Genomic DNA, 25202 nt, shown 5'->3' with positions numbered 1-25202 from the left:
AACACCATGCAATGGGAAACCGTAATCGGGCTGGAAGTCCACGTTCAGCTCACCACCAAGTCGAAAATCTTTTCCGGTGCCAGCACCGCCTTTGGCGCCGCTCCTAACTCCCAGGCCTGTGCCGTCGACTTGGCCCTGCCCGGCACCCTGCCGGTGCTTAACGAAGAAGCGGTCAAAGACGCCATTCAATTTGGCTTGGCGGTGGACGCTGAGATTGAGCGGGCGTCGATTTTCGAACGCAAAAACTACTTTTACCCCGACCTGCCCAAGGGTTACCAAACCAGCCAGATGGCGGCCCCCATCGTCGGCCCCGGCGTGGTGGAAATTCAGTTGGAAGACGGCAGCAGCCGCTCCATTCGTCTTCACCACGCCCACCTGGAAGAAGACGCCGGAAAATCCCTGCACGAGGATTTTTCGGGGATGTCCGGCATCGACCTCAACCGCGCCGGCACTCCTCTGATAGAGATTGTCTCCGAGCCGGATATGCGCAGCGCCGAGGAAGCGGTGGCCTACCTGCGGAAAATCCACGCCATTGTGACCTACCTGGGGATTTCCGACGGCGATATGTCCCAAGGTTCCATGCGCTGCGACGCCAACGTGTCGGTGCGCCTCAAGGGCGAAGAGGAGTACGGCACCCGCGCAGAGATCAAAAACATCAACTCCTTCCGCTTTGTGGAGCGCGCTATCAAGGTCGAGGCCCAACGCCAGATCGACCTGCTGGAAGACGGCGGCATGGTAGTACAGGAAACCCGCCTCTACGACAGCGACAAGAATGAAACCCGCTCCATGCGCAGCAAAGAGGAAGCCAACGACTACCGTTACTTCCCCTGCCCAGACCTGTTGCCGGTGAGCATTGATCAGGCACTGATCGACCAGCTGCGGGACAACCTGCCCGAATTGCCCGATGCCAAACGCCATCGCTTTGAAAGCCAATACGAGCTGTCTGCCTACGATGCCGGGCTGCTTACCAGCGAGCGCCAGGTGGCAGATTATTTTGAAACCGTCGCCGACACCGCCGGCGACGCCAAGCTGGCCGCCAACTGGATCAACGGCGAACTGTCGGCGGCACTCAACAAAGATGGCCTGGGCATTTCCCACAGCCCGGTTTCCGCCCAGCAACTGGGCGGCTTGATTCAGCGCATCCGCGACAACACGATTTCCGGCAAGATCGCCAAACAGGTGTTTGAGGCCCTGTGGAATCGCGAGGGTGACAGCGCCGATGACATTATCGACAAGAAAGGCCTGAAGCAGGTGTCTGACAGCGGCGCCCTGGAGGCGATGATCGACGAGGTGATTGCCAATAGCCCCGACCAGGTCGAGCAGTACCGGGCCGCTGATGAAGGCAAGCAAAAGAAACTGATCGGCTATTTTGTCGGCCAGGTGATGAAGGCCTCCAAGGGCCAGGCCAACCCCGGCATGGTCAATCAATTACTGAACAAAAAACTTCAGGGCTAAGCCCTGCGCGAAAGACACGATACGAGAGACACGATGAAGAAAGACAAAGAGAAAGTACTGGACGAGGTGTGGACAGAAGACCGGGTGAGGGCCTTTTTGGACGTGCAGCCCAAAGCCGGAGAGAACGCCGACTTCCACAAATTACTCAAAGCCTATCAAAGCATGCGGGCCGACGATTTCGCCCTGTTCCTGGACATGTTCCTGGACGCCCAGGGCGACATCAATGCCGCCGACGGTGAAGGCCGCACCGTCTTGAGTTACGTCAAAGAGCACCGCAAATCCGGCAAGTTTGCCGAGGTCTTGCAGCAGCGCGGCGCCCAATAAGGGCCGCGCCGTTACCAGCCGGCTAGTTTCCCCGCCCCCGGGCCAAGCGGTCGCGATTTTCCTGCTTTTTGCGCTCACTTTTGCGCAGCATCACATACACCGCCCCGGCCCCGCCGTGCTGGGGCTGGGCGCTGCTAAAGGCCTGCACCTCACTCATCTCTGGCAACCAGTGGTTGATGTAGGACTTTAAAACTGCGCCCCCAGAGGCATTGCGGTGGCCGCGACCGTGAACAATCATCACTGTGCGCAGGTCCACAGCCATCGCCTCGCGAATAAACTCAAACACCTGCTTACTGGCCTGCTCAACGGTCATTTTGTGCAGGTCCAGTCGCGCTTCTATCGCATACTTACCCTGCTTGAGTTTGCGAAACACCCCGTGCTGCACTCCTTCCCGCCGGTACTCCAACAGGTAGTAGGGGTCCAACAGCGGAATTTCGCTGGTGGTGAGAAAATTGCGCTTCCCTTCTCGGGCAGTCGCCGCCTGGCGGCGCGCCTCGACACTGGCAGGGTCGTTAACATTGCGCTTAATATTGACCCGCTGCTCGGTCTGCAGCGGTTTTACCCCAGCCATTTCCTCGTCGAATAGGCGTTCATCATCGCTCATTGTCGCGCCCTCCTTCGGCAGAAATGGAAACTTCGCGGTATTATCGAACGATGAGACCTGTAAAGCCAGCCAAAGCCCAGACCTTTACGCCCGACAAGGACGCCCAGAGCGCCTCCTCGACAGCCTCTCGCTGCCCGCTATGTGGCGGAGACAATAACTGCTACGTCGCGATGGGCCGCAACCCAAGCGACTGCTGGTGTATGACGCAGAGCATATCCAGCGCGGCCCGGGAAAAAGCCGGCGACGGCAGCCGCTGTCTCTGCCCGGGCTGCGGTGCTACGACGGCGCCGTGAACGCACCTCCCGGCCGGGAGGCCATTTTAGTACCGCTCGGACACCTCTTCGTATCGTTCGCACTCTGGGGTGGGGTTATCATCGATAGCGTCCAGCTCATCGCAGCTCATTGCCGCCATCGACTTCAGGCACTGTAGTGCCGGCTGGTAAATAGGGTGACCTTTGGGGGCCGAGGCATACTGGGCAGCCATATAATCACAGGCCATGCCCATCTGCTGCATGATCATGGCTTTCATTTCGGGAGAGACCTGCTCAGAACCACCAAAACGCTCTTGCATGCAAGCCTTGGTTTTGGCGCACATTTGCTCGATTGCCCTGGTCATCTCATCAGCAAGCACCGCTGACGAGCCAAATAAACAGATCGACAGACAAATTAACGCCAGCCCTGCACCACCCTCAATTTTTCTCATTCAGCTTTCCTCGGGTATGACTTTGAGCACCAACTGACCACCACCGACTACCTTCACAACCCGGCATTGGACCACTGCCCCAGCGTCTTTATCGATTAGGTCAATTCTGTCGCCCACTTTGTAGTGTCCCCGGGGAATGTCGACCTTGACCTGCTGGCCAACACTCAATGCTGATGCTCCCGCCAGGGTGACAGGGGGGGCTGCCCACACGGTCACTCCCACACCAAGCAAAACCGCCAAAACACAAACGCGCATTCCCATCACAGATACCTCCGCATATACGTTAACGGTGCTCGTTCACAACGGACTTCAGCATACCCCGAACCCCAATACTTGGAAACGCTCTAAGCGGGTCATATGATGTCGGAAAGTCCGTATGGAGAACCCTATGACCCAGCCCCCACTGAGTGGCCCCCAGTACCTGAAGCGCGGCTTTTCATTACTGCGAGAACCGGGCATCCGCCTGTTTGTGATACTGCCGATTCTGGTCAATGTGTTGATCTTTGGCACCTTGAGCTACTTGACCCTGGACAAGCTCGGGCAGTGGATCGGCCAGGTGATGGCTTGGCTGCCCCAGTGGCTGAGCTTTTTAGAGTGGTTGCTGTGGCCACTGGCGGTAATACTAGTGCTGGTAATTGTGATGTATGTATTCAGCACCGTGGCCAACCTTATTGCCGCGCCCTTTAACGGCCTGCTCTCTGAAAAGGTCGAGGAAATGTTGACCGGCGAGGAAGTCGCAGGCAGGGAGACAATTCTCCAGGCCATCGCCAGTTTTCCCCGCAGTATCGGCAGGGAATGCCACAAGCTGCTCTACTACCTGGGCTTTGCCATAGTCACCCTGATTGCCAGCTTTGTGATCTCGCCGCTATCACCGCTGCTGTGGTTTGCCATGAACGCCTGGATGATGGCGATTGAATACCTGGACTACCCCATGGACAACCGGGGCATGGCCTTCTCCGAGTCCCGGAGACGCACCGGCAGCCAGCGGGCCACCAGTTTTAGCTTTGGCGCGCTGGTCATGGTGGGCACCATGATCCCGCTATTGAACCTGATTATCATGCCGGCTGCGGTATGCGGCGGCACCTTGATGTGGGTGGAGCGACTTAAAGACGCGCCGGCCAAAAACGCCTAGCAGGCTGCTGATTTCCTATCTACGTTGCCACTGCAGCGTTGAAAGCGGAATTCAACAGCCCGCTAGTCGGACAGCAGCTCGGAGACAAAACGGGGCAGCTCTTCACTGGCCAAGCCGTAGCGCTTCTCGGCAAACAGTGACTCAGTGGCGGAGGGTTCGAGGTTGATTTCCAGCGTGTGTGCACCGGCGGCCCGGGCCACCTGAACAAAACCCGCCGCTGGGTATACATTGCCCGAGGTGCCAATCGACACAAACAGATCGCAGGCATCCAGCGCCCCGTAGATATCATCCATCTGCAGAGGCATCTCACCAAACCACACAACATGGGGCCGCAGGCACTGCCGCAACCCACAGCAGGCGCAGCGATCATCCAGCGCTATGTCGCCCTCGATTGGAAACACTTGATCGGTATGAGCACATCGCATCTTCAGCAACTCGCCGTGCATATGCACCACATTGACCGAACCGGCCCGCTCGTGAAGATTGTCGATATTCTGGGTGACCAGCATAAAGTCGCCATTGAAACGGCGCTCCAGCTCCGCCAGCGCCAGGTGGGCCGGGTTGGGCGCCACGTCGCCGCCAAGCAGTTGCCGGCGGCGCCCGTTGTAGAACTGGTGAACCATGGCCGGATTCGCGGCAAAGCCCTCCGGGGTGGCCACATCCTCGATGCGGTGCTCTTCCCACAAGCCGTCGCTGGCCCGAAACGTTTTAATGCCCGACTCGGCGGAGATTCCCGCGCCCGTGAGTACGACAATTCGCTGATAAGACATAGACACCTAAACCGCAAACCTGGCGGGACAGCGCCAGGCCGCGCCACCCCGCGTGTCGATCAAAACCAGGGCCGCACACCTTGCACGTAGATACGATCGAATTCGTCATCTGACTTGGTCAGGTAGATTACGAACTCCACGAAAGCGATGATGCCTATTACGATGGAAGGCAAGCCCAGCATGATGAAACCGAGCAAGAACACCACCAACATGATGATACCTTGTTTGGTGTAACCCAAGTAGAACTTGTGGGCACCGAAGGCCCCAAGAAAGAAAGCCAGCAGCGCCGCAGCAATCTTTTTGGTTGAAGCGGTATTACTAACCGCCGCTTTGTCGGGGTAGATGCTTTCAGCCTTATCGCCATTGGCGACAAAATCGATACTGCGCCCGGCGCTTATCTCATCGCTGCCTTGCCACTGAGACGCATCGAACTGATAACGCTGCCCGTCCTCACCGGAAATCACTCCGCTTCGACTGTCGGGCTGATAATCCAAAATAGATCCTTTCATACACTACATCCTCTTTCCTTGCGGGTATCTGGAAATCTCTGAATGGGTCAAAAAAGAGCGGATAAGTAACATACAGACCGCAACGAGCATATCGCGGACGAAACAGGGAAACCAGTCAAAAACGATGACAACCACCGCCAGCGCACGGTGCAGGTCGGCCCCATCCCCGATCGTCTAAGCAATCGGTTTTTGCATAAACTGCGCTGTGCCTTGGCTCGCGTCGAGCTGATAGTCGTCGAAACCATTGCGTTGATACACCCGTCGCGCCACCTCATTGCCGGACAAAACCTCAAGGGTCAGCTTGCAGCAACCACGCTCTCGGGCAACCTGTTCCAGCACCGATAACATGCAGTCAAAAATCCGCCGCCCCCGCCAAGCCGGTTCCACCACCACATCGTGAATATTGAGCAAAGGGCGTGCTGCAAAGGTGGAGTAGCCCGGAAAGGCATTGATTAACCCAATGGGACGCAACTCCCACCACGCCAGCACCGTGCAAGCTCCGGGGAAAGTCGCTAGCCCTTCGCAGAGCCGGTCGGCCACTTCGGTCGCCAGGGGCTTTCCACCTCCCATGGGGTCCCGGGCGTAAATATCCATCAGCTGCAGAATCGCCTGGCAATCTCGCGACGACCGATAATCCGCCAAAACAAACTGCAAATCCGAGCTCTCCACTAACTGCCTCTCCCTGCGGGTTGACTGAAATGACAGTCATACTACGTCAAGCACAGCCTTGTTTGGCAGCAGCCGCGCTATCATAATTGACGAATACATCGAATAATCAGTGCAATAAGTGAGCCTCGAATGAAAACCCACCCAGGTCGACAGCTTTGTCTGGTCATATTGTCATCCCTGCTCCTGTTAAGCGCCTGTGGCGGTTCCAGCTCGTCATCCTCGGGCGGCAGCAGCAATAGTGGCGGCCAAATCAGCGGCGGCGGATCGATAGAACAAAAGACGTTTTACGATCAGATCATCACCGCCGAAGACGGCGAAGATATTGCCTTTACCGTATTCGTACCCGACAACCCCACCGGCCGAGCGACCCCGCTGATTGTGCACGGCCACGGTTTTGGCCTTAGCCGTATCACCGACTTGGAGAATCCCGACCCCATCAGCGCCTTTATCTCGGGCGACGTGTCCGGCGATGTGGCCAAGCGCGCCTGGCTGGAAGAGGGCTTTTACGTTATCAGCTTCGATCAGCGCGGCTTTGGCGACAGCACCGGCAGCATCACGGTAATGGACCCGGATATCGATTGCCGCAATGTGTCTGCCATTCTCGACTGGGCCGAAAGCAACCTGGTCAACCTGAGCCATCGCAACGGCGACCCCCAAGTGGGCGCGATAGGTCTGTCCTACGGCGGCGGATTTCAAACTGTTTGCTCTGGTGTCGATGACCGCTTTGATGCCCTGGTGCCATTGGCAACCTGGAATCACCTGCCTTACAGCCTGTATGCCAACAGCGTCCCCAACAGCCTGTGGCTGGACTTTCTCACTGTGGCATCACAGGGCAACCTGGAACCCTACCTGCTCGAAGCGATTTTTGCCGCCACCACCACCGGCGATATCGACCCGGAAACGGTCGCCCGCTTGGCAGGAAACGGCCCTCGGTCTTTCTGTGAACGCGAACAGGGGCGGTCACCATCTGGAGCCGATGCGTTGTTTATTCAGGGTAGCAACGACGCCCTCTTTAACATGAATGAGGCGGTCGCCAACTACGAATGCTGGCGGGATGCAGGCAATGAAGCGCACTTGTTTATTCAACGTGACGGCCACATCTTGCCCGCACTGCAAACCGCTGGTGAGTTGATTCTGTTTGGCACCGAGCCGGTGCTCAACTGTGGCGCAACCCAGTTCAACACCCGAGATATGGCCATGGCCTTCCTGCGCAGCAAACTGCTGGGGCAGCCGACGCCAGCGCTGCCAGATATTTGCTTCAGTATCCCGGGTACAGATAGTGGTCGCACTCTGAGCGAGGTCCCCCGTGGCGGACAAATCGCCAATGTACCGTTGACCACAGTGACTCCAGGGGCACCCAGCACACTAGTCGACCTTTTGACCGGATTGCCGCTACAGACTCTGCTCACCGTGCTTCAGGGGCTCCCCGCCGAAGGGCAAAGCGTCCTTGAGGGAGTGTTGAGCGGTCTTTCCGACCCTGCCACCCTGGCGGATTATGCCGACGACATCATCAATTTACTGCCCTCAGAGTTAGTCCAAAAGCTAGTCGCCCCAGGACAATTCATCCCAGTCTTTACCGCGGAAGCCCCCGGTGCCTTGACCGGCATCCCCCTGGCCAACTTGGCAATTGCCGGTGGTAACGGCGACGACAACACTCTCTATTTTGGCATCGGTATAATTCCCGCCGGAGGTGGCGATGCCGAGCTGCTCAACGAGCAAGTATTGCCAGTTAAAGGCACCGGGGTAAAACTGCTGGAATTAGTGGGGCTGGCTGCCGAGGTGAGCGAGGGCGACACCCTTGGGCTAATGGTTTACGGCTTTCACCCTTACAACACCTACCTTGGCAGCCTGCTGCAAGCCCCTATCCCCGCCGAATTGGTGGGCACGGTGGATTTTCCGCTTATCGACTAATCTCAGTCACTACAGCCGATCCGCCATTACCATCCGCACAAATACGGAGTCCACTTCTCCCCGCCCGCGCCGATACCCATGGCGTAACACCACAGCGTAGCAACACACACAGTGGCGGCGGGGCCCGCCGCGGGGCGATTGGAATATGAAGGGTTTGGCGTTAATTCTCGTTGTGCTGCTTTCAGCGTGCTCGTCAGCGCCTATCTATACGACCGAGCGCGAAACCTACGAAGTGCTGGAAGAAGACAAGGCCCGCTGGCTGGCTGATCAGCCCGGTGCCTGGAAATCCCTGATCGATACGGCGCAATCCACTGCCAGCATTTACCACCGCATCGTCGACGCCAGCGAAGAGCAATTGCCCGCCCTGATCGAGGAATTGCGAGCCGAGGTGGAAAAAGCCCAGGACCACCGTATACGGCTGCACAGCTACGACCTGAACTTTTACTATCCGGTGATTGAAAGCTTCAACATCACCAAGGTCATCAAAGACGGCCAAATAGCCCGCTCACAGACTTACGCCGTCAACGCCAACGACATCGGCAACTTCCCCGGCGACCTGCGCTATCGCTATATCGATAAAAGCACCCCCACCTGTCGCGCAGGCGAGTACCAATTCAGCTCACCCCGCGGCAAGCGGGTACTGACGGTCACCCAGTATTGCGATGACCGGGTGCGAACGCTGTGGGAGTCACAATTTGAGCGAATTCTCTTCACCGATCGAGAGAACATCGGCGAGTTGATTACCGCACTGCGGCGCTGACACCGGAGGCTGGCCTCAATAGATTCCAGTTGCCCAGGCTAACAGCAGGCTGAGACCCGTCATTGACGATACCGCCAACACCAGAATGCCCAGCAGCTTCAATGGGCGAAAGGGTTTGCGTTCCACATCGTTGAAGCCGGACTGCAGGTACTGATCCACCCGAGCCTGGTCCTCGGGATAAAGTTTGTTGTGCTCGTTTTCCATGGTGCCACCACTGACAAAATCGGGGATCGATACCGCCCCACGCCCACTATTATGGCAAATCTCGGGGCAGATTTCCGGTGGCTGAGCGCTTTTCCAGAATAAAAAAAGACCCGGCATAAGCCGGGCCAGGTAGGCACCTTTCTAGGGGTGGTATTTGCTTGTAAGCAGAAACTTATTAGCCCAAACCGATCACAGACCGGGCAGGGCCCCACCGGTCAGGGGCGCAGTTACACCGCCCAGGATGGCTGTCACCAAAATAGTGGCGCCATCTATAGCTTCGGGGCTCAGTAACGCCAGCACTGGGGTTGGGTCGGTCAGAAACTCGGGGCTGAGGATAGTCTGCAGCACCGGCATAGCCCCCTGAAGTAGCGCACCACTGAGCACGCCGCCGACAACAGGAATGCTATACAACGAATCCAGACCGGCACCGCCGGCGCCGAGACCACCCAGCAAATCCAGGCCAAGTAGGCCACCACCGGTAGAATCGATAGGGATCAGAGCTCCCAAAATGGGAATCTCTTGAGCCGTCGCCACATTGGCCACAGCCGTCAGCATAAAAGCACACAGTAAATTACGAATAACCTTCATCATTTCTACACCTCTCCACTTTGTCGTTGTAAACATCGGTAAAACAGTATTTTTATCTGGCGGTATAGCCGCCATCCATAATCAATTCCGACCCCGTCATGTAGCGAGAACTCTCCGAGATCAAGAACACCACGCCCTCGGCAATTTCGTCCGCTTCTGCCATACGCCCCATCGGAATACTGGCCACCACTCTATTGGCAAAGGCCTCCGCCTCGGCGGCAGCTAGTTTGTCCAGCGCTCCGCTGACCAGAGGCGTGGCGACATAACCGGGGTGCAGGGAATTCACCCGAATGCCGGTGCCATTCTCGGCACAGTACAGCGCCAGAGACTTGGTGAGAGCGCGGACGGCGCCTTTGCTGGCGTTGTAGGCCGGCAACATCGGGTCGCCGACAATCCCTTCGATAGAGGACACGTTAACAATGCTACCGCCCCGTCCTTTCATCACCCGCACGGCTTCCCGGCAACCGAGAAACACGGCATCGGTATTGATATCCTGGGTGCGCCGCCACCCCTCGAGGGTTTCCTCCTCAATGCCGCAGATCGCGGCAATCCCGGCGTTATTGACCAGGCCGTCCAGCGCGCCAAACTGGGCAAGCACCTGGTCCACCGCAGTCCGCCACTGTGCCTCGTCTCTGACATCCAGGGGGATAAAGGCGGCCTCTGCGCCGGACTCGCGCAACTCATTAACCAGCGCCTCGCCGGTATCGACATCGATATCGCTCAGCGCGATTTTTGCGCCGCGAGCGGCCAGGGCGCGACAACTGGCGGCGCCAATACCACTGGCCGCGCCAGTGACCAAAACGACTTTACCTGTGCAGTCCATCTATCTCTCTCCATCGAGTAGGGCCGTGACCTTACGCCGCGACAAAACCGCCATCCACAGTCAGCTCTGTGCCGGTGACGTAACTGCTGGCATCTGCTGCCAAAAACAGCGCCGCATTGGCCACATCCTCCACCGTGCCCAGCCTGCCGCAGGGAATCATTTGGTCGCGCAGCATAGACAACGCAGTATCAGTGTCTGGAGCCAGGCCCACATCGACAAAATCCTGCAACACCATATGGCCCATCGCCGTATCGATCAGCCCCGGGTGCAATGAGTTAACCCGAACACCGTAGCCAAAGCGGGCAAACTCCACCGCGGCGTGGCGGCTAAAAGACGCCACCGCGCCTTTACTGGCACCATAGATGCTATGACCGGGCACACCGATCAGCCCGGCAATGGAGGACAGATTGATAATCGAACCACCGTGACCAAAAGTCCCACCCGGTTTCATGGCGGCGGCGGCAAAACGGGTGCCCAAAAAGACCGATGCCACGTTGATATCGTGAATACGCTGCAATTGTTCTGTGGTATTGGATCCAACGCTGCCACCGATATAGATCCCCGCATTATTGAGCAGCACATCCCAGCGCCCCTTCCAATCTTCCAGCGCCGAGCACAACTGCTCCCAGTCCGACTCACGGCTGACATCCATGGTGAGGGTAAACACAACCGCGCCCCCCTCTCGCAATTCAGCGGCCACTGCCTCACAGCGCTGGGCATCAATATCCGTAAGCGCTACAGCGGCACCGGCGTCCGCGTAACAACGCGCCACGGCGGCGCCAATACCGGCACCGGCGCCGGTCACCACAGCCACCTTCCCGGCCAGGGAAAAAGCATCTAGTCCCATTTTCATTATTCTTCTACCTCTTGTAATAAGCCGCGATTCGCCCTAGACGCCGGCAATATCGACGATGGCCCGTCCGCGTATTTGCCCCTGCAGTATTTGTCCCGCCGCTTCGGGTATTTGTGCAAAGGGAATTTCAACAGCCAGCGCTTCCAGCTTTTCCATATCGACGGTCTTGGCCAGTCGCTCCCAGGCTTCTTGGCGGCGCTGCATCGGCGCATGAACGGAGTCGACCCCCAACAGCGCCACATTGCGCAGCGCAAAGGGCATCATGTTGCCGGGCAAATCCAGACCCTGTGCCAGGCCACAGGCGGTCACTACACCGTCGTAGTGCATCCGCGCCAGCACATTGGCAAGGGTGTGACTGCCACAGGAATCAACTGCGGCGGCCCAGCGCGGTTCCTGCATCATTTCACCGGGCTCGGACAGCTCGTTGCGATCGATCACCGCGGTCGCGCCCAGGCTCTTGAGAAAGTCGGTTTCTTGCAGCCGCCCTGTTGAGGCGGTAACCCGATAGCCCATGGTGGCAAGCAGCATGATTGCCACCGTACCCACGCCGCCAGAGGCGCCGGTCACCAGAACCTCACCGGACTCAGGCATAATACCCAGTGATTCAAGGCGCATAATCGACAACATGGCGGTATAGCCGGCTGTACCGATAATCATCGCCTGCTTGGTAGTGAAACGCGACGGCAGCGGTACCAGATACTCGCTGCGGGTTCGCAGGCGCTGGGTGTAACCACCATTGTGGGTTTCTGAGGCGCCGTAGCCGTTTAGTACCACCCTGTCGCCAACCCGAAAGCGGTCAGACTGAGAGGACACAACAGTACCCGCCATATCGATTCCCAGAATTAACGAAGGCGCCTGAACGATGGGGATGGCATCGGAGATGGCCAGTCCGTCTTTGTAATTGAGGGTGGAGTACTCCACGGCTACTTCGACATCACCATCGCCGATCTCATCAGCACCCAGCTGCTCAAAGCCAACACTGAGCCCGGTGTCACTGCGTTTGGCCACCAGGGCCTGATATACATCGCTCATCGCTACTTCCTGATTCTAATAATGGATTACTAGTTCTGTTATTGGGCGTCTAGTTCCCGAGTCGCCGCAACGCGGTATTGGTCAAATATCGGGAATAGATATCTTCGTCGTTCACTTTCATGCGGTGGCCGTTGCCGATAGAGGCCAGTTGCTCGATACGTGTCATTTTGCCCGACTGCACATCAAAGGCCTGGGCGTGGCCCCAGGACCAATAGGTGTGCTTGCCGTCCATCACCCGCTGGCCATCGGGCTTCTCGTAAAGCCCATAAGCACCGTCAAAGGATCTAAATAACTCGCCACGGCGGTCGTAAGTCACCATACCCAGTGGCAACTGAGTACGGGCGTCAAACCACACCCGCTTTCGCCCTACCGGCGCACGGGGAAAACCAACCGGTTCGGCATCAACGGCAATCGCTTCTGGCACCAGTTCCAGTTCGGTATCCCAGAAGGTCTGCCCCTGTGGACCGCCGTGCACACCGTGCTGCCAATTGTCATCGGTGCTCTCCCACGCCCCGCTCACAGCACCCAGCAAGGGCCCCCGCCAAGTGATGCGGTATTTGCCCCAGGTATGGAGCGGATCGCCAGCGCCCCAGGCGTCTGACAGATACAGGCTGGATCCGGGCACCAAGGGCTCAAAGCGCTGGTCGGTGGGGTAACGACGGATACGCTTAAAATCCGGGATGTAGCCGAATAACTCGGGAAACTTATGCTGGTCGTAGTGCCAGTTGTTCAGAAAGGATGTACCCCGAACGCTATTGGGCTGGGTAAAGAACACGCTTTGGTAGCGCAGCATGTCTTCGTGCCCTTCCCAGTACACGTCGGGAAAGCTGACTCGTCCGACCGGCGCATATTCTGCCCAGCCCAGTTCGTAGCCATAGGTCACCTTGCCTTCAAGGTTGAGGTCGTATTCCCGAATCGGGTAGAACGACGCATCGTGGCGACCCCAACTCATGGTTAAACCGGCAAAAAACTCGACCCCGGTCTTGGCATCGGGAAACGGCAAGCCGCCGATCCAGGGCTTACCTTCACCGGTAACCACGTTGCCCTTCTCGTCAAAGCGCGCCAGTCCGCGGTGCTTAAAGCTTGCCTCCATGTACTCGTAGGGGCTGAGCCTCATTACTTCCTGAGTCGTCTCCCGCAGCTTTAAGCGCCGGCCCATGTTTTTAACCTGGTAGTACTTAACCGGCTCCAATAGCTCTTTCACTAGCTCGACGTTGTTGACGTCGATATAGTCACCGGCTTTAAGCCTGCCCTTGGTATAGGCCTCTATGGACAGCAACTCTTCCGGGTAAGCCTTATTGATCTCGCCGTGTTCCTCCATCGCAGCCCACAATGGCGACAGCACACCGGCGCCGGCGAAACCCGCACCGAGCTTTAAAAACTCCCTGCGTGCGAACTGCCTTCCGTAACGGGGGATGACAAAACTCATAACCACCTTCACTTAGCATGATAAGGAAAAAACCGGCGGCATGACGCCGCCGCAAATGTCCCATTCAGGCTGAAATTTGTTTACGTCGCTTCAATCAGTATTGGTATGCGACCCGGAGACCAAACTCCTCGGCGTATTCGATGGTTTCGATAATGTTTTCGTTCTCATCACCCAACGAGCCGTCCAGATAGTTATAGTAGAACTCAACATTCAAGTTACCGCTGGGTTTCCACTTCAGCGCCGGCTGTATAAACAAACCGCCCCGGGTGTCGTAAAGCATGGAGAAATCGGCCCGCCACACCAGACCGGGGAAGGGCTGTTGCGCCGCCAGTACCAAACCATCCCAGCCGCCATCGACACCTTTGGGGGCGTTGTTGACCGAGCCACCCATGCCACTTAAGTGACGGCCGAGCAGGTCAGACTCGCTGCGGTGCATCCACTGAAATACCAGATAGGTCGCCGGAAAGGACGAGCTGAAGCGCTGATATTTTTCCAACACCAGTGCAGAAACATATTCGTCTTCGACGATATACTCCTGCCCCAGATCGATTGACGTGAAGGTTTTGTCAGGCGTGTAGGAGATCTCTAAGTTCATAATCAGCTGATCAGTCCAACTGCCCGGCTCGCCAGAAAATACGTAACTAAAGCCGGTGGCGAAGACATCTTCGCGGTGGTAGGTGCGCTCTATGTGCCCCCGGAGCGGGCCAGCGACCTGGAAGAAGAAGTCCAGCTCTTGGTTGGCTTGCTCAAAGTTTTGTACCGGCGTTGCCCCCAACAACATGGAAGACGGGAAGTCTGTGATCAGCTTGTTAAGGCCCTCAATCCCATCGAGGCGAGCCATACCGGAGTAGGTAAACCACTCTTCCGCACTCCACACACCGGTAGGATCACGCTCCAGAGGAGTCTCTGCCAGGATCGCGCCAGAGCCAGGAATAATAGGTACCCCCCGATTAACATTGGACTTGGTCCAACGGAACACCCCATCCGGATTGTAGCGGTTGGTATACATAAACTGCACACCGAAGTCGCCAAAGTAGCCTTTCAAACGAAACCCGGAGTTGAACTCCTCATCGTAGTTCTCGTAACGGTCGTGAACGGTAAACTGTGTGGGAATAACGTTGTAGGGCGTTTCTGGGTTTGGCAAAACCGAAGGCAGAAACATTTGAATAAAGGTGTCCAGCTCCCAGCCCGAGGCAAATTGATAGGAGGCCCGGATTCCGGGCGCGGACATCCGTTCGTCAGCGTATTCCTCGGAGGCAAAATCAAGAATCAAGTGACGGCGAAGGTCCAGGCCGTTGGCAACATCCATCACCCGGAAAAACAGCGCCTGGCCCCAAGCCACCTGCTGATTACCAGTACGGATCAGCAGCGGCCCCTTTTGGTAGTCCAAATACAGTGACGGAAAATCCACCATGTACTGTTCACCGGCGACCTCTAGCGGATGCTGCGAACCACCGTCGTCGAAGTCGTCATTTTCGAAATAGTTTGGACCGTCCTCGTACAAATAACCGACGCGATTACTGTCGACATCGTCCGGATCGAATTCGTCGTACTCCGCCGCATCAAAAATACCGCGCATTTTAATGGTTCCGGAGAAGCTGTCGCTGAAGCGTAGCTGCAGCGTATTTTCTATGCGGACCTGAGTCTGATTAAAGTCGTTATCGGCGGGCACGCCGTTGCGGGTCGCAGTGTCCGCTGTCAATGAGGGAAGCGGCAAACCCAGTACTGGCAGACCGCCGTTACGCTGGACTTCTTTGCCGTTAAATAGGTTGCCACGCTGATTAAAGGGGTTTTCTTCGTCGACTGTTTTCAAGCCGGCTTCGAGCCTGATCATACCGCTAAATGTATAGTCTATACCTAAGGCTTCACCGCTGGCTCCCCAAACCGGTGCACTACCGAGCGCTGCACCGAGGACAGTCACAAGCTTATGATGAGTTTTTATTTTCACAATTTAGTCCCCATACCAAAGATCATGTATGTAATTAGAGTTTTACTTTAACCACTTGGGCCTGTTGCCCCACGAGGTAGAAGTCACGCTGGAATACCGCCACATCCACAAACCAGTCCTCCAAGAACTCTGGACTGTTCAGGCGCCTGACTGTCCGGCCACTGGCCGATACTGCCAGCGCTTCGCGAATACCGCTGACTACGGCAGCGCCATCGTCGCGGACCGCGACATCCAACAGTATGGCTCCGGTCTGGGAGTCCAGCTCCTGCCAGCTCTCGCCGCCATCACCGCTGCGCAGGACAAGGCCACTTTGTCCCACTGCAACGCCGATACCGGATGCATTAATAGCGATGCCAAAAAGCGACTCTTCACCGCTATTCAAGGCTTGCCAGGTATCCCCTCGGTCCTGAGAGCGAGCAATCATGCCAAATTCGCCGACAATAAAGATGTCGCCCTTAGCATCAACCAGGCAGTTGTAGACGTGCGGCTCGTAGGGTTGCTGAATCAGAGACTCCCAATCGATAGTCAGCTTTTCCCAGCTATTGCCGCCATCGACGGACCGAAGTACGGTGCCGAAGCCGCCGACCGCCAACGCCAGGCCGCCCTTCCCTTGCGCCACAGACAGCAGTCGCTCTTTTGTCGGCGTGGCAACTTCGCTCCAGCGATCGCCGTCCCGGCGCATCACCACCCCACCCTGACCCACTGCCAGGGCATCGCCTCCTTTTTCGGTTACGGACAGCAGTGAAACGTCGGGCGACGCGATTGATGTGTGCTGCCAGTCCTTGCCATTGGCGCTGATGCTGTAGAGGCCACCTGCGCCAACGGCGACTAGCCCGCGCTCAGTGACGTCTATGCCAAAGAACGCATCGTGGGCGGTACCTTGATAGATAAGGCCCTCGTCGCTGGCAAATCCCTGCCCTGTCGCCACCACGAGCGACAGGGTCAGTAAGGCGCGTACCGCTTTCATTAGGTAGCCCCCAGACGTTGCATGGCCTGAATAGTCAGGTACTTGTTGTAAACGTCGGTACGATCTTCGTTGTAGTGGCTGTCGTAACCACCGGTTACCGTTTTCGCCTGTACAAAGCGGCTCATGCGAGCAGACTGCACATCGTAGCTGTGCACACTCGACCAGGACCACGCGGGATGATCACCATCCATTATCGTTGTCTTGTCGTTGGACTGCAGGGCGTAGTGCGGCTCGAAGGATTTCCAGATATCGCCGCGACGATCGAAGGTGTTATAGGCCACATACATCTGGTTGCGCACATCGATCCAGGTGCGCTTTTTGCCAACCGGCGCGCGGGAATAGCCAGTAGGCTCAGCATCGACAACCAGACACTCCGGCACCAACTCCATGTAGGTATCAAAGAATGTCTGACCTTTGGGGCCACCGTGAACGGGTTTCTCCCAGTTGTCGTTATAGCCGCCATGGAAATTTCGGGGCCCAATGGTTCCCAGCATAGGCTGGCGACCGACAATTTTGTAATTGCCCCAGGTTTGCAGGGGATCACCGGCTGCCCAGGCGTCGGACAGATAGAGCGTAATACCTGGAACAAGAGGCTCGAATCGCTGGTTGGTGGGGAATTGGCGAACCCGACGGAAGGCCGGAATATAGCCGTGCAGGTCTGGGAATTTACGCTGATCATAGTGCCAGACGTTCAAAAAGGACGTACCCGCACTGTCGTTAGGTGCGGTAAAGAACACCGATTGATAACGAAGCAGGTCTTTCTTGTCGCGCCACACCTTACCGTCACTGCGACCGGTGGTATTCAATTCACACCACACGAAGTCGTACTGGTACGACAGGTCACCGTCATCATCAATATCCCAATCGCGCACTGCGTATTGAGAATAATCGTGGCGCCCCCAACTCAAGGTAAGATTGTAGGTCGCCTCAACACCGTTTTTAGGATTGGGGAAAGGCATACCACCGTTCCAGGGGCTACCATCCTTGTTGTAGACATTGCCATTTTTGTCCAACACTGCATTTCCGGAGTTACGCAGGGTCGCCTCCAAAAAGCTTGCTGGCATCAACTGGCTGACATCTTTAACCGGCTCAACGATATGAATACGGCGCCCCATAGTCTTGACCTGCATAGCCGCAACCGGGTCCAGGAGGTGCTCGACATGCTCGACATTGTCGGCAGTGATAACATCACCGGGTTTTACTTTGCCCTTGGTATGGGCTTCAATAGAGGTCAGCTCTTCGGGGTAAGCTTTGTTCCATTCACCGGAGTGGGCGACCATTGGCCACATTGATCCCAAAACGCCGGCGCCACCCAGACCTTTAGCGGTCTTTTCCAAGAAAAAGCGGCGACTGTAGTCAAAATCGTATTTTCTTATATGCATTTTTACCTCCAGGGGTAGCCCCCTATTTACTTTTGACTCAATTTAACGGTTCAAACATCGTTTGTTGCTCAAAGCTGACGGCGAATCAGGAATCCACCGCCGCCGCGACAGCAAAATTACTGCCTGAAGCTCCCTTCTTCTCACGACCGTCCTCTTCGGCAAGCAACTTGCCGACGTCGATCCCTTCGCCCAACACCAAAATATCTTTGCTGGATACAAACTTGGGCTTAATCAACCACACCAAAAGTGGCAATACGACCAGGGCAATCACCATGTTGATCAGCATAACCAGCACCAACAGCAGCCCCATATCGGCTAGGAATTTTAGGCCAGAGAGGAAATACCAGGGCAGAATACCCAGCAGCATAATACTGGCAGTAAACATGATTGCTTTGCCGGTGGTGGTTAGCGCCGCCGTTATGGCCTTACCGTAATCTTCCCGCTCGTGATACTCCTCACAGATACGACTGAGGAGATAGATACCGTAGTCGATACCTACACCCACACCGATAGCGGCCACCATCAGCGAGTTGATATCGAGGCCGATACCCATAAATGACATGCAGGTTGTCAAAATCATGTTGGACAGGTTGACCGGCAGCAGCAGCACGACACCGGCCACAATCGATTTATAGGCGTAACTGGAGACACAGAGGATAACCAGGTTAAGCAAACCCATAATGGCCCAATGATAACGCTCGACCACATGGTTAATTGCCTGCTGAATCGCAATCGTGCCGCTACCCAAGCGCACCGTGAAGGTGTCGTGCTCGGTGCCGACAACTTCTACCGCTGCGCGGGCACTGGCCAATGCGTGATCCACCGTATCCTGCTTATTGTCCGGGTACCAGAATGACACCGTGGAGTTCTGCAGTTCAAAGTCAACGACATTGGAAAAGGCTTTAGGACTTGTGCCCATAAGCACTGCCGACGCCGCTGCATTTACCGCGGCATCGTTGTTATCCAGCGGCAACCATTTGGGGTGGCCACCTGAGATCAGGCGATTTGCATCCATAAGGTAATCGGCAAAGGACAGCGTAGCCCGTGGCGGATTTTCCCCAGACTCCATAATCCGCTGTATTTGCAGCATCACAGATACCGCATCAGCCTGTTTTGCGACCCGATCCGAATTGCCATCATCCTTATCTTCAATGATGATCTCGAGGGTATTAACACCTGGAAAATGGTTGTTAATTTCTGCGACCGAGGTATTAAATTCAGAGTCTTCCCATAGCAGATTACTGCCCTCTACGGGGTTACCAATCTGAATATTGAAAGCGTGGTAGACAGAGAAAACCCCTACCACAAGGAAGACACCCGCTGTATAGCGCGCCCGGCGCCCTTGTGAGAGCGTTGAAATACTTTCGAGAACGCCCTTAATGCGCCCGTGAATACCACCAGACTGCTCAGAAACAATTTTATCGATATTCTTAGGCGCAGGCAGAATTGACAACAATAGCGGAGCCAAGAATACGCCGGTTGGAACCAGCATCATCGCCCAGAATCCGCAGAAAAATGCAAAGCGTTCCATGGCGGGAATCGGTGCAATGGATATTAGCAAAATACCGGCGGCGTCAGTGATTACACCCAGCACCGACGGCGCCATCATGACACTGGTGGTAATTTCAGCGGCGCGAACTTTATCGCCAACCTGATCGTAAATTTCGTAATAGCGTTCGGTAAATTGCACGCAGTGACTAAATGACCGCGCTATTAACAGCAGCGGTACAATCATCAGCAAGGGCTCGATGGAAAGCCCCATCCAACCCGCAAAGCCGAAACCCCAGATTGCCGCGATAATACTGGCGAATACGGGCGTAACTACGCCGGCAACATTTTGGGTGTACAAAATCAGCGCTACCACCAAGGCACTAAGGGTCGCCGCAAAAATACCTATCATCTGATGCTGGTATTCGTAGACCCAACCCGTCAGCGCAGGCTGGCCAGCAACATAAATTTCGTGCTGATCGTCGCGAGCTTCATCGGCAATTTTTTGCACAAAGTCAAAAGCCACGCCGTAGTCCAGGCGCTGTTCAATAAAAGTGGCCGACACCAGTGTCGCAGTCTCATCTTTCGAAATCAGAAATGCCCGCGCGTTGGGTGACTTCCGGACATTCTCCTTCAGTTGTGCGATTTCTTCTGACGATTTTGGTACAGAGTCACCCATCAAGGGCTGCGCATCGATACCAAAGGGCGTCGCTGTGGCGTAACGGGCCTTGGAAGAGGCGATTGACAATATCTGGTCGTGATCCACACCCGGTGTTAAGTCAATATCCCGTGTAAGGTTCCACACCTTTTGCAAAGTGTCGGGGTTGTAGATATCGCCGTTTTTATTTTTCACCATTATGGTGTACGTCAAGGGGTTCCCAAAATTGGGATGGTCCTTAAAAACATGGATAAAGGGGTCATCTTTGGGCAGCAAATCTGAAAAGACCGTTTCCAAGGTAACGTTCTTTAAGCCTACCGCGAAAAAGAGTGTCACCGCCCCGAACAGCAGCCAGGCGATGCCGCGGTGACGCAGAACGGCCATGGCTATACGGGCTCGTATTGTATTCATTTATTTTCCCCGGTTAGCGTGAATCGCATTTCTTGTTTTTTTGCGACTCAACATATAACAACTTGGTTTCGACGTTAGTTAATGCTTAGTTATGTTTCTTTATCTAGCATCAAGCTTATTGTTGGTGTCGCATCCCAACAATGACGGGATGCGACCCTTTCAATGTCAATTTGCGACACTGATCTGAGGTATATCAAAGCGATAAATATGGTTAGGTTGTGCCTGAAAATGCTCATAGCAAAAACGCATTTGAGGCTTCTCTGATGCCGTTTTCGGTATCTCTGACATAACCTGAACATAGCTGGGTAGCTCGGTGCGCCCCAATGCTCGACGACAATGCCCCAAAAGGTTGTCCGGGTTGAATACCCTCGCCTCCACCGGGACGACGGCAGCCACTACATCCTTCTCACCCGGCACACCGCTGGCCGCCGGTATGCCATAAACAAACACATCCGCGACGTCGTCAAACTCGGCGATCACTTTTTCGATTCTTGCAATATCGATAAAGTCACCGTTTCTGCGAATCTCATCACCTTTGCGGCTATCAAAATAGAACCAACCATTCTCATCCCGATGACCTATGTCGCCCATATGCAGCACGCCATCACGCACTTTTTTTGCTGATGCATCGGGGTTTTTGTAGTACTCGATTTTCAAAGGCATATCTGGATCAACCGACTGAAAGACGATCTCTCCTCGCTCACCGGGGCCACATTCATTGCCCTCTTCATCGATGATCCACGCATGAAGGTTGGCAGGCGGCTTACCAATACTGCCAACCGGACCAGTGCCTGGCGGGTTCATCATCATCCCACCTTCCGCAGCGGCATAGAACTCAAACAACTCAACACCAAAGCGCTGACTGAAGTCCTCCCAAATGGCTGCTGGCATACCGGCGCTAAGGATGTAGCGTACCGGGTTATCAGCATCATTTTCTTTTCGAGGTTCACTATAAATTGCCGTGGTCATACCGCCCAGCAGGTTAAACATCGTGCAGCCGTAATGACGACAGATATCCCAAAGCCTGGATTTGGTGAATTTACGGCTGAATACACTGGGCAGCTCCATTTTCAGGCTGTTTCCAAGCGTGATTAACTGTGCGTTGGCATGGGTCAGCGATAAACCGGAATAGGGCTTGTCATCTTCCCGCAAACCGATCATAGGCCCAAGGGAGGAGACGGCATCAAAGCGGAGATAGGGTGCGCGGATGGCTTTGGGGTCGCCAGTTGTCCCCGAGGTATAAAGCATCTGCATGATTTCTTCCGGCGACTCAACGCGACAGCTCATCGGCGAGCAACTGGACGCCTGTATATGGGCAAAATTAGTTAGCGCCACCCGAGAGTCTGGCAGCCTGACGCCCTCACCGGTATCCAACACCCAAATCCAGCGAATGTCCTCTAACTGCTGACACACCTCAAGGACTTGTGGCAGGCAATAATCGGCGCAGAATACGCCTTTACAGTCTGCCCAGCGCAACATGTAGTTGAGCTTGTCTCCGCGGGTGCGGGGGTCGATAGGCACAAAGACGGTAGCAGCAATCGAGCTACCTACCATCGCATCGATAAACTCAGGGTGGTTTTGCATCATAATCGCAAAACTATCGCCGGGGTCCATGCCTTCGTTAACCAGCGCATTCGCGACCCGCTGCCCCTCATCCCACAATTGCTGGTAGCTGCGGGTTTCGTCGTCAAACTCGCCAGAGGGAAGAATATTTACAAATGTCAGCACATTAAAATCTGGCTTGGTCTCAGCTTTAGCTTCGATTAAATTCGCCAGTATCCGCTCGTCTCTCATAGAACACCTTTTTATTTTTTAGACAGGACGCTCAATACCAAGGCAGCCACATCGGAGCCGATATAACCACCACCGTTTTCAGCCAGGGCAACATCGGCACCGTCTACTTGTCGATCACCTGCCTCTCCTCGCAACTGGGTAACCAATTCGACGATTTGCGCTGCACCAGTTGCACCGATGGGATGCCCCTTGCGCATCAATCCCCCAGATGTGTTGACCGGCACTTTTCCGCCCAGGGTTGAGGCGCCGGACTCGACAAAATCGCCACCTTCGCCATTGCCGCACAATCCGAGGAATTCGTAATACTTGATTTCTGATATTGCAGAGGCGTCGTGCAACTCAACACAGCTCAGGTCTTCAGGCCCAAGTTCCGCATCGCTATAGATTTGCTCTGCCAACTGGGGAACAATATCTGCCTCCTCTTCAGCCAGGTCCCAGCCGCTATTCAAGCTCGCTGCCCTAACCCGCACGCAGCGCGCCATTCCCAGCTTCTTAGCCATGGACTCGCTGACAACAACCACCGCAGCCGCACCATCACCGATAGGGGCGCACATCGGCAAAGTGAGAGGGTCAACAATGGGCCGCGCCGACATCACATCGTCGACTGACACCACATCCCGGAACTGGGATAGAGGGTTGAGACTGCCGTGGTAAGAATTTTTGGCGGAGACGGCGGCCAGCTGCCGCTGAGAAGTCCCCCACTTGGCCATGTGCTCCCGTGCCCAGGTGGCATAGATATCAATAAAAATGGAGCGGGAAACCCCCGCCTGACTCATGTCGAGATCCACGCCAATGGCATCATTGCGAGCCTGGAGTTTTTGCTTTATGCGATCCAGGTCATCAACATCCATCGCGCCGGTAAACACCGAAAAGGTTTTGGCCTTATCATCGCTGTAGAGCTTTTCATAGCCACATACCAGCACCGCATCGTAAGCCCCCAGGGTCACCATGGTGCAAGCCTGCTGAAATGCGGTAGCAGACGTAGCACAGGCGTTCTCCACATTAATAACCGGAATCCGGCCGATACCCTGATGTCGCAGAACCACTTGTCCCGGCACACAAACCTGCCCAGTGATCACCCCAGCTGCGGCATTACCCATGTAGGCCGCCTGCAACTGTTTGTCCGAGATTCCGGCATCTTTGATGGCTTCGCGAATAGCGGCGCCAGCCAAGTCGCTCAGCGTCGTCCCCATGGCGTTGCCAAAAGGGGTCATCCCGACCCCTGCTACGTAGGCATTTTGCTTCATGCTGAATCCTTAACCCAACTTATCTTCATCGATGAGGTAAGCACCGCCCTTAATGGCAATAACTTCGTTACAGCCGTCCTCGATCATAGAGGCACGAGCATCACGCAACATTTTCTCAATGGGGTACTCCTTGGTAAGCCCGTTGCCGCCAAAAATCTGTAGCGCGTCGCTGGTCACCTCAAAGCAGTTTTGGGTAGAAGTCGTTTTTGCAAACATCGCCGAACACAGCGATGGCACCGCTACCGCAGCGTCATTGTTGTAAGCCAGCACCCGGCGGGTAAGGGCTCGGGACACTTCCACTTTGCGGAACATATGGAAGAGACGCGTTTTAACAGACTGGTGATGAATGATTTTTACCCCGCCCGCTTTACGCTCGTGGGCATAATCCAATGCAGCCTCCGCCGCCGCCTGCGCCAAGCCCGCAAATACCGAGCCCATCAGCGCGTTGGCCTCAGAGTGGATACAGTACAGCGCACGCTGATAGTCTTCTGGGCCGGCAAGCAAATATTTTCTGGGTATCTTCACGTTATCAAAGAAGATTTCCCCCTGGTTCAGGGCTCGCTGCCCCAACTTATCCAAAGGTTTACCCCGGGAAATGCCAGGCAAGTTCATGGGGAAGACGATAGTCGCGCCGCGGGTAGGATCGGGACCATTACCCACATCGGCAGCGCAGTAAACAATACATACGTCGGCGATAACGCCGTTGGATACCCACGCCGACTTTTGGCCGTTGAGTACAATATCGTCGCCAGTAAGATCCGCCACCAAATTGGGCCGGCCATAGTCGCCCACCGGTGATGCGGCGGCCTTACTGGGGTCCAAGGTATCGCTACCGTGATCGGGTTCGGTAATACCCCAACAGCCGAGAACTTCATCAGGAAATTCTTTATACAAATCCATGCGGCCGAACTTGGCACTCAGCCACTGGGGCAGAATTCCCGCCGCCACGGAAATAGCCAAACCGGCATCGCCGTAGCCCAACTCTTCGAACAAAATGGAGAACAGTAGTGCCGCCTCGTTAGGCTCGAGCTCCATCATTGCCTCGACGGTTACACCTAATTCCAGGTATTTTTTGCGGAACTCCCAATACGGAGAGTCTTCAGCAATAACTTCTTCCGGGGTCATTTTGTCCAGTTTCAAACCAATTGGACGCATGACGTTGATGGCAAAGTCACGCAAGGTCTTTTGAAACTCGGCAATATGTTCGGGCAGAGTCGCCTCAGCACCCGTGATAGTGAAACTGCCCTTGGGAACATCCGGCCAGTTATACACAGGTGCGTCGAGATTCCGATAGTCTGTGTTACTTGAATCTACAGCTTGAGCAGCAGCGTTACTCATTGTGACATCCTCAACTTTTATCGTTGTTAGAGAAATTTGGATGAGCTCAGAATAGCCAATAGGTAGCAGGGAGAAGATGTTAGTAGCAGACAGATTGGCTGTTAATTTGCGACAGCACTAACAGGACGCACCGCCCGTACAAGCCAAAAACCCCAAGCCACCGCCGCTGTTTAACGTTGGGAGTATGCGATCCAGCTCACCGT

At 55.5% G+C, this 25202-nt stretch carries 25 protein-coding genes; 6 read left to right on the top strand and 19 right to left on the bottom strand.

Annotated features, from left to right (window positions below):
- Nucleotides 1-6: 6 nt before the first annotated feature.
- Nucleotides 7-1455 carry an Asp-tRNA(Asn)/Glu-tRNA(Gln) amidotransferase subunit GatB gene (gene gatB / locus I6N98_RS03975; RefSeq protein WP_198570511.1) on the top strand — a complete coding sequence of 483 codons (1449 nt, stop codon included), beginning with the start codon at nucleotides 7-9 and terminating at the stop codon, nucleotides 1453-1455.
- A 33-nt stretch (nucleotides 1456-1488) separates the two neighbouring features.
- Nucleotides 1489-1779 carry a PA4642 family protein gene (locus tag I6N98_RS03970; RefSeq protein ID WP_198570510.1) on the top strand — a complete coding sequence of 97 codons (291 nt, stop codon included), beginning with the start codon at nucleotides 1489-1491 and terminating at the stop codon, nucleotides 1777-1779.
- Between the two features lie 22 nt (nucleotides 1780-1801).
- Here the strand turns inward: I6N98_RS03970 and smrA are convergent, their stop codons facing one another.
- Nucleotides 1802-2383, bottom strand: a complete 582-nt coding sequence (gene smrA, locus I6N98_RS03965; protein ID WP_198570509.1) for a DNA endonuclease SmrA — start codon at nucleotides 2381-2383, stop codon at nucleotides 1802-1804.
- Between the two features lie 23 nt (nucleotides 2384-2406).
- On the opposite strand from smrA, the gene I6N98_RS18760 reads away from it, so the two are divergent.
- Nucleotides 2407-2676: a cysteine-rich CWC family protein gene (locus I6N98_RS18760; RefSeq protein ID WP_420496982.1), complete on the top strand. Its 270-nt coding sequence runs from the start codon at nucleotides 2407-2409 to the stop codon at nucleotides 2674-2676.
- 26 nt (nucleotides 2677-2702) lie between these two features.
- Here the strand turns inward: I6N98_RS18760 and I6N98_RS03955 are convergent, their stop codons facing one another.
- Together I6N98_RS03955 and I6N98_RS03950 are read right to left on the bottom strand one after the other, a co-directional pair.
- Nucleotides 2703-3086, bottom strand: coding sequence for a hypothetical protein (locus tag I6N98_RS03955; protein ID WP_198570507.1), 384 nt, complete (start codon nucleotides 3084-3086; stop codon nucleotides 2703-2705).
- Nucleotides 3087-3296, bottom strand: a complete 210-nt coding sequence (locus I6N98_RS03950) for a hypothetical protein (RefSeq protein WP_198570506.1) — start codon at nucleotides 3294-3296, stop codon at nucleotides 3087-3089. It abuts the gene before it with no gap.
- 178 nt (nucleotides 3297-3474) lie between these two features.
- Between I6N98_RS03950 and cysZ the strand changes: the two genes are divergently transcribed.
- The gene (gene cysZ / locus I6N98_RS03945; protein ID WP_198570505.1) at nucleotides 3475-4218 is read left to right on the top strand and encodes a sulfate transporter CysZ; all 744 of its coding nucleotides are present in this window, start codon (nucleotides 3475-3477) and stop codon (nucleotides 4216-4218) included.
- Nucleotides 4219-4280: 62 nt separating this feature from the next.
- Here cysZ and cobB read toward each other — a convergent pair whose 3' ends face one another.
- The 3 genes from cobB to I6N98_RS03930 form a co-directional block, all read right to left on the bottom strand.
- Entirely contained in the window at nucleotides 4281-4988 is a 708-nt protein-coding gene (gene cobB, locus I6N98_RS03940) for a Sir2 family NAD+-dependent deacetylase (RefSeq protein WP_198570504.1), read from the bottom strand.
- A gap of 59 nt (nucleotides 4989-5047) precedes the next feature.
- Nucleotides 5048-5497 carry a TM2 domain-containing protein gene (locus tag I6N98_RS03935; RefSeq protein WP_198570503.1) on the bottom strand — a complete coding sequence of 150 codons (450 nt, stop codon included), beginning with the start codon at nucleotides 5495-5497 and terminating at the stop codon, nucleotides 5048-5050.
- Between the two features lie 174 nt (nucleotides 5498-5671).
- Nucleotides 5672-6166, bottom strand: coding sequence for a GNAT family N-acetyltransferase (locus I6N98_RS03930; RefSeq protein WP_198570502.1), 495 nt, complete (start codon nucleotides 6164-6166; stop codon nucleotides 5672-5674).
- 129 nt (nucleotides 6167-6295) lie between these two features.
- On the opposite strand from I6N98_RS03930, the gene I6N98_RS03925 reads away from it, so the two are divergent.
- Together I6N98_RS03925 and I6N98_RS03920 are read left to right on the top strand one after the other, a co-directional pair.
- The gene (locus I6N98_RS03925) at nucleotides 6296-8077 is read left to right on the top strand and encodes an alpha/beta hydrolase (RefSeq protein ID WP_198570501.1); all 1782 of its coding nucleotides are present in this window, start codon (nucleotides 6296-6298) and stop codon (nucleotides 8075-8077) included.
- A gap of 145 nt (nucleotides 8078-8222) precedes the next feature.
- Nucleotides 8223-8837, top strand: coding sequence for a hypothetical protein (locus I6N98_RS03920; RefSeq protein ID WP_198570500.1), 615 nt, complete (start codon nucleotides 8223-8225; stop codon nucleotides 8835-8837).
- Between the two features lie 15 nt (nucleotides 8838-8852).
- Here the strand turns inward: I6N98_RS03920 and I6N98_RS18710 are convergent, their stop codons facing one another.
- The 13 genes from I6N98_RS18710 to I6N98_RS03855 all read right to left on the bottom strand — a co-directional run bounded on the left by I6N98_RS18710 (nucleotide 8853) and on the right by I6N98_RS03855 (nucleotide 24999).
- Nucleotides 8853-9158 carry a DUF3094 family protein gene (locus tag I6N98_RS18710; RefSeq protein ID WP_337924606.1) on the bottom strand — a complete coding sequence of 102 codons (306 nt, stop codon included), beginning with the start codon at nucleotides 9156-9158 and terminating at the stop codon, nucleotides 8853-8855.
- Between the two features lie 72 nt (nucleotides 9159-9230).
- Complete coding sequence (locus tag I6N98_RS03910; RefSeq protein ID WP_198570499.1) at nucleotides 9231-9632, bottom strand: hypothetical protein; 402 nt, start codon at nucleotides 9630-9632, stop codon at nucleotides 9231-9233.
- Nucleotides 9633-9681: 49 nt separating this feature from the next.
- Nucleotides 9682-10452: a glucose 1-dehydrogenase gene (locus I6N98_RS03905; protein WP_198570498.1), complete on the bottom strand. Its 771-nt coding sequence runs from the start codon at nucleotides 10450-10452 to the stop codon at nucleotides 9682-9684.
- Nucleotides 10453-10483: 31 nt separating this feature from the next.
- Nucleotides 10484-11305, bottom strand: a complete 822-nt coding sequence (locus I6N98_RS03900; protein ID WP_198570497.1) for an SDR family NAD(P)-dependent oxidoreductase — start codon at nucleotides 11303-11305, stop codon at nucleotides 10484-10486.
- 36 nt (nucleotides 11306-11341) lie between these two features.
- Nucleotides 11342-12337, bottom strand: coding sequence for an MDR family oxidoreductase (locus I6N98_RS03895; RefSeq protein WP_198570496.1), 996 nt, complete (start codon nucleotides 12335-12337; stop codon nucleotides 11342-11344).
- Nucleotides 12338-12386: 49 nt separating this feature from the next.
- Nucleotides 12387-13766 carry a DUF1329 domain-containing protein gene (locus tag I6N98_RS03890; protein ID WP_198570495.1) on the bottom strand — a complete coding sequence of 460 codons (1380 nt, stop codon included), beginning with the start codon at nucleotides 13764-13766 and terminating at the stop codon, nucleotides 12387-12389.
- A gap of 94 nt (nucleotides 13767-13860) precedes the next feature.
- On the bottom strand, nucleotides 13861-15687 hold the full coding sequence (locus I6N98_RS03885; protein WP_337924611.1) for a DUF1302 family protein: 1827 nt from the start codon (nucleotides 15685-15687) through the stop codon (nucleotides 13861-13863).
- Nucleotides 15688-15748: 61 nt separating this feature from the next.
- A complete protein-coding gene (locus I6N98_RS03880; protein ID WP_198570493.1) occupies nucleotides 15749-16681 on the bottom strand; it encodes a WD40/YVTN/BNR-like repeat-containing protein in 933 nt (310 codons plus the stop codon).
- Nucleotides 16681-18063 carry a DUF1329 domain-containing protein gene (locus tag I6N98_RS03875; protein ID WP_198570492.1) on the bottom strand — a complete coding sequence of 461 codons (1383 nt, stop codon included), beginning with the start codon at nucleotides 18061-18063 and terminating at the stop codon, nucleotides 16681-16683. Before I6N98_RS03875 ends, I6N98_RS03880 begins: the two co-directional genes overlap by 1 nt.
- An 85-nt stretch (nucleotides 18064-18148) precedes the next feature.
- Complete coding sequence (locus tag I6N98_RS03870) at nucleotides 18149-20620, bottom strand: efflux RND transporter permease subunit (RefSeq protein ID WP_232787453.1); 2472 nt, start codon at nucleotides 20618-20620, stop codon at nucleotides 18149-18151.
- 165 nt (nucleotides 20621-20785) lie between these two features.
- Nucleotides 20786-22414, bottom strand: coding sequence for an AMP-binding protein (locus tag I6N98_RS03865; protein ID WP_198570491.1), 1629 nt, complete (start codon nucleotides 22412-22414; stop codon nucleotides 20786-20788).
- 11 nt (nucleotides 22415-22425) lie between these two features.
- The gene (locus I6N98_RS03860; RefSeq protein WP_198570490.1) at nucleotides 22426-23661 is read right to left on the bottom strand and encodes a thiolase family protein; all 1236 of its coding nucleotides are present in this window, start codon (nucleotides 23659-23661) and stop codon (nucleotides 22426-22428) included.
- 9 nt (nucleotides 23662-23670) lie between these two features.
- Nucleotides 23671-24999 carry an acyl-CoA dehydrogenase family protein gene (locus I6N98_RS03855; protein ID WP_198570489.1) on the bottom strand — a complete coding sequence of 443 codons (1329 nt, stop codon included), beginning with the start codon at nucleotides 24997-24999 and terminating at the stop codon, nucleotides 23671-23673.
- Between the last annotated feature and the right edge of the window lie 203 nt (nucleotides 25000-25202).

It is taken from the genome of Spongiibacter nanhainus (genome assembly GCF_016132545.1).
In the GTDB taxonomy this organism is placed as follows: domain Bacteria; phylum Pseudomonadota; class Gammaproteobacteria; order Pseudomonadales; family Spongiibacteraceae; genus Spongiibacter; species Spongiibacter nanhainus.
The sequence above is the reverse complement of the archived record's forward strand: the minus strand, read 5'-3'. Positions and strand labels throughout refer to the sequence as shown.